The sequence below is a fragment of the Paenibacillus sp. P4_A7 genome (assembly GCF_056402455.1).
In genome coordinates, this window is record NZ_JBFUHJ010000267.1 from 1 (window position 1) to 7,564 (window position 7,564).

Consider the following 7,564-nt stretch of genomic DNA (forward strand, 5'->3'; position numbering starts at 1 on the left):
GCTAAAACAATTACATGAGGGTGGTAATCGGAATGAATCAAAAACGAATAACGGAACCAAAAAGAAATACTTTCTTTGCAAAGAGCGCTTTAATTAGCATGCTTGTATTGCTAAAACAATTACATGAGGGTGGTAATCGGAATGAATCAAAAACGAATAACGGAACCAAAAAGAAATACTTTCTTTGCAAAGAGCGCTTTAATTAGCATGCTTGTATTCTGCGTTGGGACAGGCAGTGCGTTTGCTTCCGGGGAGGCGGCGGATCCGATATCCACTCCTACGATAACAACGAATGTATCGGCTGAGGCGGCCGTCTCGGAAAACAAAGAGAAAACTCCTAACCTTTTGCCGGGGGATTTCTTCTATTTTATTAAAGTCGTCTATGAAAATATCAGACTATCGATCACAGCTGACGATTTGAAGGAGGCCGGATTGCTCGCTGAATTCGCTCAGGAGCGTCTTTCCGAAGCGACTGCTTTGTATACTAAGGGAGAAACGGAAAAGTCGGAACAAGTCCTCCAGAAGTCTTTTGAAAACCAGCAGCTTGCAATAGAATTAGTAGCTACTGAAGCGGAAGAGGAGAATGAGGATAAGGATCTAAAACAGGCAGTAGAGGTTAAATCCGATCTGCAGCATAATATTTTATCTCTAACCGCCGCGCTGGAAAAGGTGAAAAACCCTCAAGCCCAGAAATCGCTCTTGAAAAATATTATAAAGTCTTTCAGTCATTTGGAGAAAAAGCTTGCCAAACTCGAAAATAAGGCTCAAGAAGAGCAAACTTCCGAGCCATTGGCTGAGCAAGTGGTAGTTCCTGCTGACGCAAATAAGAATACCGTTGTTTCCAGTGACGCCATTGCAGCCTCTTCAGTTAAAACGGAGACGGAGCAAAAAACGGTTTTGAACAAGAAAACGAAACCGGAAAAGGAAGCAAAGACTAAGGAAACAAAGTCTAATGAAGCAAAGACCAACAAGGAAGCTAGGTTTGAAAAGGAAGCTAAAAATGAAAAGCAAGAAATGTTCATTAAGCAGAAGAAAGAACATGAAAATAACCATAATGAAAAAAATCATAATAACAAGTAAGCCAGAACACCAAGACCTGGATGTGTCCGCTTAATAATACATATCACACGGACCGAGGGGTGAATGCTCCTGAGTTCAAATACGGTGCTATGTGAAGCGCATCTGACGTTTGGAATCTTGTCTAAATATAAAAAAGATCAGCTAAACCTTGAAATGACCAAGGTTAAAGCTGATCTTTTTGGCCTTTATAAGTGCTGGCATTCTTGAAGATTCATCGAATTCAGTATAAATCTTTGGTCTCACGTTAGTATTTAAATCGGTGAACTCCAAAACGTTAAGATGGCTACAGCTTACTTAGCCATTTTCGTCGGGAAAGACAGGCTGTCAATCCGTAGATCCGGCGCATTAAACACGACATATAGATCATGATTTCCCGTCAGTTTCGTGCTGCTCAGATTAATTGTAACATCTGTATATCCGAGTTCCATAACCGATGCACCGGCATTGGCAATGGTATGGGAGTGCTGTCCTGTTACGGGAACATTACAAACCCGATTACCGGTTATGATAAAGATCGAATTAATGAGTATTCGGTTTGGAAAAAGACCGCTTTGCTCCGGTAATGCATTGCCCCAATTTTCGATCGATTTTCCATTAAAGTGTCCCTTGAAATACAGAGTGAAATCTTCTTTACGATTCGCTAAGACCAAGGTCTCGTAACCGCCGTTCCGTTCGCTATCCAACTCCCATATTTTCATTGAGATCTCCTCACATCAAAGCAATTTTTTGTTCTTAATATATTTCGAAAGGATAGAATACTTTAAAGTCTTTTCAGAAACTTTCTTAGCTACTAAGATTTATTGGTACATGTTACTGTAGTGCTCAACTTCCGCGAGCTACCACGTTAACCTGCCCGTTAGCTTAACAAAGAAAGAGAGCAGCTGCCGAAGCAAACTGCCCCTTATTTGTTCAACTATCGTTTCCCGTTAGTTCAAAGAACTACTAACTGTCAAACCAAAAGACCATGCGAACATTCTCAGGCTCGTCAATTTTACTCAGACGTGGGATAAAGTCACTCACAAAAGGGATAACTAACTCTTCATAAGGAAAGATTTCTTCGTTGTCATCCGCCATTGTTTGTTGCCAATCATATTCGAGGAGTTCTTTTAAAGTGAGCCAACTTCTTGTGTGAGCATAATTTTCTTCATCACTTTGATTCTTTACCTCTGGGCTAACATCGTCAGGCAGTCCCTTTGGCAGTGATATTGGTTGAATATTATAATGATTTCTTACATTAGCTAATATTGCAAACAGCAGATAATTTCTATCTGTCCAGTATCTTTTTCGAACCTCCATTATCTCAAGGTAAGAATCATTTATCCATTCATCTACGCTGATCCATTCAGTCATCAAAGGATTGTCATTTTTGATAGTTTTCTGCTCGATATATACGTGAATGTCTGTCCCCAATTGCTTTCCTACCTTTCATCAACGAAATTCACATTGAACTTCAATAGGTGTCCTTTTTCATTCTAACACATATTGGAAGTATCCTGCCCGTTAGCTTAACAAAGAAAGAGAGCAGCTGCCGCAGCAAACTGCTCCTTGTTTGTTCAACTATCGTTCCCCGATAGCTTAATACATTCCGAAACATTCAAACTGAGTAAAATATGCATGTGGATCAGAAATGCCGTTTTCAACAAAGCTATCGCTCACTCTTTAAACATCCTCAAATAAGAAGCTCTTTTAACCAAAATTCTATTATTCTAGTCCAACTAATATAAGTCCCTCAGAAGGATAATCCATATATTGAAATTGCTTAAATGTGATGAGATCACCTTTCGTATTCAATAAACCCTGCCTGCCATTATACGATATCCGTGCGAATCCATTGAAGAATCTTAATGCATTATCAAACTTTGGTTCAATTACATAATCTCCGTTTAAATTAATATAGCCCCATTTATCTTTTTCAATAACAGGTGCTAGGCCATCTGAAAACTCATCAATATTTTTATATTTATTAGGGATAATCTCGTTACCATTAGAATCTAGAAAACCATATGTTCTCCCTTTTTGAAATATTGCTCGATTAGAACGCATATTTCCTATAAATTTATATTTCATAGGAACTCTTAAGTTTCCGTTAATATCTATACATCCTGATTTATATGATTCATTTATTACAACTGCTATTCCATCATGAAACATCTGAGCATTTGCCCACTGTGTTGGAATCACTACTTCACCTTCTTTATTCATAAAACCACATTTGCTATTTATCTCTACAAGTGATAAGCCTCCGGAAAATGGATCCAAACGATTATATTTTATTGGAATACAAATATCTCCGTTTGAATTTATCGCTCCAAACTTACCAGATTTTTGAACCACAGCGAGGCCATCTTCTGTAAATCTAGCAAACCCATCAAACTGATAATTAATTTTCAATTCACCTTTTGAGTTTATAAATCCAGTTTTACCATTAGTCTCTTTACTAACAGCAGCAAATCCATAAAAGTAGTCAGTTGCCCAACTGTAGTCCCCTGGATTCTCAGTAAGACTCTGTTTCTCTAGAAATTTATACCTTTCATTTTCACTGAATAGTGCAAAACCTTCTTTAAACCTATTAATATCTTTGAAGGCTCTGTCCGTTACAAGTTCACCATTCATGTCGGCAATACCTATTAATTTCTCCATTATTAATTTATCCTCCGCATATTCTGCAAACTAAAGTGCATTGGTCATGATTCTAAGGCAAGATGTGTTTCTTTTTTGACGTTAGGCCACTATTGGATAACCTCGCCCCCATTATACTACAGGAACCACATATTGGAAGTATCCTGCCCGTTAGCTTAATGGGTTGTTTAACAGTTCAATTTAAATCATAAATAGGTATTATTCAATTTTTACTGCCTGACCATTAATTACATCTACTTCAAACCGTTCACCTGATAAAGGGAAATCCTCTGTCGTCTGTAAAATGTACGTGTCTGCTTCCGAAGTCGGCTCCAACGTAACCCAATAGTTAACTTTCTCAACCCCTATCCCATGGATCTCATATATTGGCAGTGATAAACGGATGCGATTTTCTTCTGATGTAGAAACGTTTTTTAGATATAGACGGGCATAGCTGTTTCTTTGAAATATATTGATAACTTCTATGCTATATTCATAATGACCGTCTGTTGTCATTTGCATTGAATCTGTCATAACGCTCTCTGTTAACCAGCCACTCGTATTTACACTCTTATACAATGGAGGAGATAACAAAAGCATGCTGACAATTAAAGCAAAAATCCCTAAAACTCCACCTCTTTGTGGGGACCACCTTCTAACAAGTAAAATGACTGACAAAACAATTAGTAACAAGGAAGGTATTCCAAGACCAATCATAATTACAGTAGTAATTAGATCAATCCCGCGTTGAAAGTTGGCTGTTGATCCAAGAATGAGCCAAATAACCCCAGATAAATTAATTAAAGCGGCCAATATCCATAGTATTTTTATCCATTTAAGCAATACTTCCACCCTTTTATTAGACTCTTATATTTTGCTTCACACACGGGTTACTTTACGCTCCGATTTCCTCTAACAGTAACATAAGATACCAGTAATGACGATATACCCCACCAAGTTATCCTGCCCGTTAGCTCAACGAGGCTGCCGTTCTATGCCGGCAGCCTCGTCTTAGTGAATGTTAAGCTATAGTTACCCGTTAGTTTAACAATATTTCTCCTTCAAAATCTCAATATATTTAGAATCAATTCCAGTAATATTGGATACTGTTCCAATTTCAATTCCTTGTTTTAAGGCATTTCGGGCAATTCTCAAGTTATGTTTCATTTTCAACACCCTATCTTTGAATAAAATATCGTCAAAATCTAAATATTCATCAGCAATTTCTCCGTCTAAATTAAATTCAATATCGTAAGTGCCGATGTTTTCTTCTAAATAAAAAATATTTACCGAACAAAATATTACTGCTTCTTCAACATTAAAAGTATATTTAAGGTAAATTGACCGTTCATGTACACTAATAAAATCCTCATATAACTTTCCATGAAATGTGTCGTGGTAATCGTCTTTCTCTTCTTCACGCCATTTTCTAAAACAACTCCAAAAGCCTTCGACAGTCCTTTTTATTGCTTTATGGCTAGTTTCCCATTCAAGCAATGTTTTTTTGTTCATATTATATTTCACTTCCTACATCAATTTATCATTCATGTTTTCCATTTTATCCTGATTTCATTGAACTATCCTGCCCGTTAGTTGAGAAAACGGCATCCCTGGACCTGGCTGCCGTTTCTTCGCGTTTATTCAGCTATCGTTCCCCGTTAGCTTAGCAAAATATCCCTTACCCAAATAATTCCCATAAAAATTAGCCACACAAACACAGGTATAGCTAAACTTATAATTGCTTTTATCCACTTATACGTTTTATTACGTCTTCTAATTACTCTATCGGTAATAAAAAACAATACAGAAGCACCAAGACTTATCCATAACAACACAAGACCGAAAACAATATGCAAAGCACTTGAAACAATGATTTCTGCTTTTGCATTTCCACTCTTTATTGATATAAATTCACCAATCTTGTCGCTAACAACAGAAGTGGACACTCCATAAATTAATATGACAGGAAAGCTATACAACATATAAATCGGAATACTTGAGACAATATCAAACAATCTAAGAGAATTTCCAAATGGATCTGAGTAAATTAGAACAAATAGAATAGCATATAGAGTTCCAGAAAGTGATGCTGATATTATCTTCCTTTGTAGCATGTTCGCTCACCACCCCGAATTTTGGTGAATCATCGGTTATATTTCAAATCTTACCTTTTTTCTAATAATTATTGCGGTATAGTTCCCCGTCAGTTCAACAACCATGGAGAATCGCTGTAATAGAACGTACGCAGGTTATCTATCGCTTTTACCCTGAAAACTGAGTTTTTTAAAAATCGTATCAACCAACCATAAACCTGTTGCAGCTATAAAAACGGAGTACACAAGAGCACTAGCGTACTTAATTAGGAAAAGGAAGCCTTCTGATTCGGTAAGAGAAAGTAAATACAAAATAATTCCTGCAAATATTAGATGTAAGACTAAACCCGTAAGCATGCCAAGCATTGTTTTATTTACCTTTGTTTTTATGATAATCATGTCTGTAATTAATGAACAAGGTATGCCTATTATTAAGCAACCGATGAATGAGTACATAAAATAGATGAAAAACGGGGCATAAGCATGAAATAGCACAAGAATCAACGAAAGAATTACTGCTGTGATTATACTAGAAATCATTTTCCTACCAATATCAAATTTCGTTAAAATTATAACACCACCCTTTTTTCACTTGAATGATAAATAAATATAACTCGGTTACATCAAGTTACAAGGATTATAACCCTACTCCCTTCAAATTAAATAGTCCTAACAATTATAGTCCCCCTTCTATTCCACGCTCTACTGCCCGTTAGTTGAGAAAACGACAACAACCATGGATCTGGCTGCCGTTTCTTCGCGTTTATTCAGCTATCGTTTCCCGTTAGCTTAATTCCAAAATCCGTCGGGTAGACCGAGGGGCAATAGCTTCAATGCTTGAATATGTAGTTATCCGATGGATTCCCTCCTATGAAACACTAATCTCTCTTTTCATTAATTTCTTAAATGCAGAGTAATCCTGACCGGATTTAATAAAGCCTAGTATTTTTTCAGCACATTCTGTTGGACTCAACTCTTCAGTATTTACTTTAAGGTCATATTCATTAAAGGAATATATTTGGTCGTATTGGGAATTCGCTAGTCCAATCTGTCGATCTCCTCTGATTTGCTCTCTTCTTGTGAGTTCTTCTTTCGAGCATAATACGCCTACAAACAATGTTGGATGATCGAACAATAGATCAAGGTAATCATTTAACCGCTTGTCATTGTCGATTACGGTATCGACGATTACATTTAAACCCATTTCTGAAAACAACTTAATTGTTGCATAATACACTGAGATTATGGGATCAAAAAGTATTTTTCCGACATCATCTACTTCTCTTGTAGGTTCAATATCCGGAAAATTATTATCAATAAAATCATTGTAATTACCAAAAAAAGCATCTATGGATAAATGATGAAAAGGAATCTCTTTCTGATTTTTCAGTACCATAGAAATACTAGTCTTTCCGGAACTTGAAGTTCCGTTCAAGAACACAATAAGTCCTTGCTTCACACGAATCACCCTCACATATAAGATTTGCGTATCTTTCAGATAATGTTATATTTACAAAGTTTATAGAATTATCCAACTCATAAAATATTCGAGAAACAGTTCAACTATCCTGCCCGTTAGCTTAATGATTTACTGCAATCCTACTTATCGCAGATGTGTCGCCCGCTGAATTCCCCATTACTGCAACATCAGACAATAAAAAAACCACCTGTCAGGTGGCTGTGGCTATTCAAAGTTTAATTGTGATTATCTATTTTTTATTTAGGCTATCTGCTAACGGTATTTCAGCAATAACCTTTGGTCCATCTAGTAT

The 7,564-nt window shown here is 36.7% G+C and carries 8 protein-coding genes; 1 reads left to right on the plus strand and 7 read right to left on the minus strand.

Translation table 11 applies throughout. The annotated features are described in order from the left end of the window. Window positions 1-141: 141 nt before the first annotated feature. The gene (locus AC1DWN_RS23130; protein ID WP_477561255.1) at window positions 142-1,080 is read left to right on the plus strand and encodes a DUF5667 domain-containing protein; all 939 of its coding nucleotides are present in this window, start codon (window positions 142-144) and stop codon (window positions 1,078-1,080) included. Window positions 1,081-1,370: 290 nt separating this feature from the next. Here the strand turns inward: AC1DWN_RS23130 and AC1DWN_RS23135 are convergent, their stop codons facing one another. The 7 genes from AC1DWN_RS23135 to AC1DWN_RS23165 form a co-directional block, all read right to left on the minus strand. Next, window positions 1,371-1,778 (minus strand): carbohydrate-binding protein, encoded by a 408-nt coding sequence (locus tag AC1DWN_RS23135; protein WP_477561256.1) that lies wholly within the window; start codon window positions 1,776-1,778, stop codon window positions 1,371-1,373. A 244-nt stretch (window positions 1,779-2,022) separates the two neighbouring features. Beyond that, entirely contained in the window at window positions 2,023-2,490 is a 468-nt protein-coding gene (locus tag AC1DWN_RS23140; protein ID WP_477561257.1) for a hypothetical protein, read from the minus strand. Between the two features lie 291 nt (window positions 2,491-2,781). After that, complete coding sequence (locus AC1DWN_RS23145; protein ID WP_477561258.1) at window positions 2,782-3,720, minus strand: WG repeat-containing protein; 939 nt, start codon at window positions 3,718-3,720, stop codon at window positions 2,782-2,784. A gap of 198 nt (window positions 3,721-3,918) precedes the next feature. After that, a complete protein-coding gene (locus AC1DWN_RS23150; RefSeq protein ID WP_477561259.1) occupies window positions 3,919-4,551 on the minus strand; it encodes a hypothetical protein in 633 nt (210 codons plus the stop codon). A 192-nt stretch (window positions 4,552-4,743) separates the two neighbouring features. Continuing rightward, window positions 4,744-5,211 carry a hypothetical protein gene (locus tag AC1DWN_RS23155; RefSeq protein WP_477561260.1) on the minus strand — a complete coding sequence of 156 codons (468 nt, stop codon included), beginning with the start codon at window positions 5,209-5,211 and terminating at the stop codon, window positions 4,744-4,746. Window positions 5,212-5,357: 146 nt separating this feature from the next. Next, complete coding sequence (locus tag AC1DWN_RS23160) at window positions 5,358-5,813, minus strand: hypothetical protein (protein ID WP_477561261.1); 456 nt, start codon at window positions 5,811-5,813, stop codon at window positions 5,358-5,360. Window positions 5,814-6,660: 847 nt separating this feature from the next. Further along, a complete protein-coding gene (locus tag AC1DWN_RS23165; protein WP_477561262.1) occupies window positions 6,661-7,251 on the minus strand; it encodes a chloramphenicol phosphotransferase CPT family protein in 591 nt (196 codons plus the stop codon). Window positions 7,252-7,564: the final 313 nt, after the last annotated feature.

Bases quoted from the DNA above. Each gene is read 5' to 3' on its own strand.
- AC1DWN_RS23130 (WP_477561255.1), top strand. From the start codon at position 142: ATGAATCAAAAACGAATAACGGAACCAAAAAGAAATACTTTCTTTGCA.
- AC1DWN_RS23135 (WP_477561256.1), bottom strand. From the start codon at position 1,778: ATGAAAATATGGGAGTTGGATAGCGAACGGAACGGCGGTTACGAGACC.
- AC1DWN_RS23145 (WP_477561258.1), bottom strand. From the start codon at position 3,720: ATGGAGAAATTAATAGGTATTGCCGACATGAATGGTGAACTTGTAACG.
- AC1DWN_RS23155 (WP_477561260.1), bottom strand. From the start codon at position 5,211: ATGAACAAAAAAACATTGCTTGAATGGGAAACTAGCCATAAAGCAATA.
- AC1DWN_RS23160 (WP_477561261.1), bottom strand. From the start codon at position 5,813: ATGCTACAAAGGAAGATAATATCAGCATCACTTTCTGGAACTCTATAT.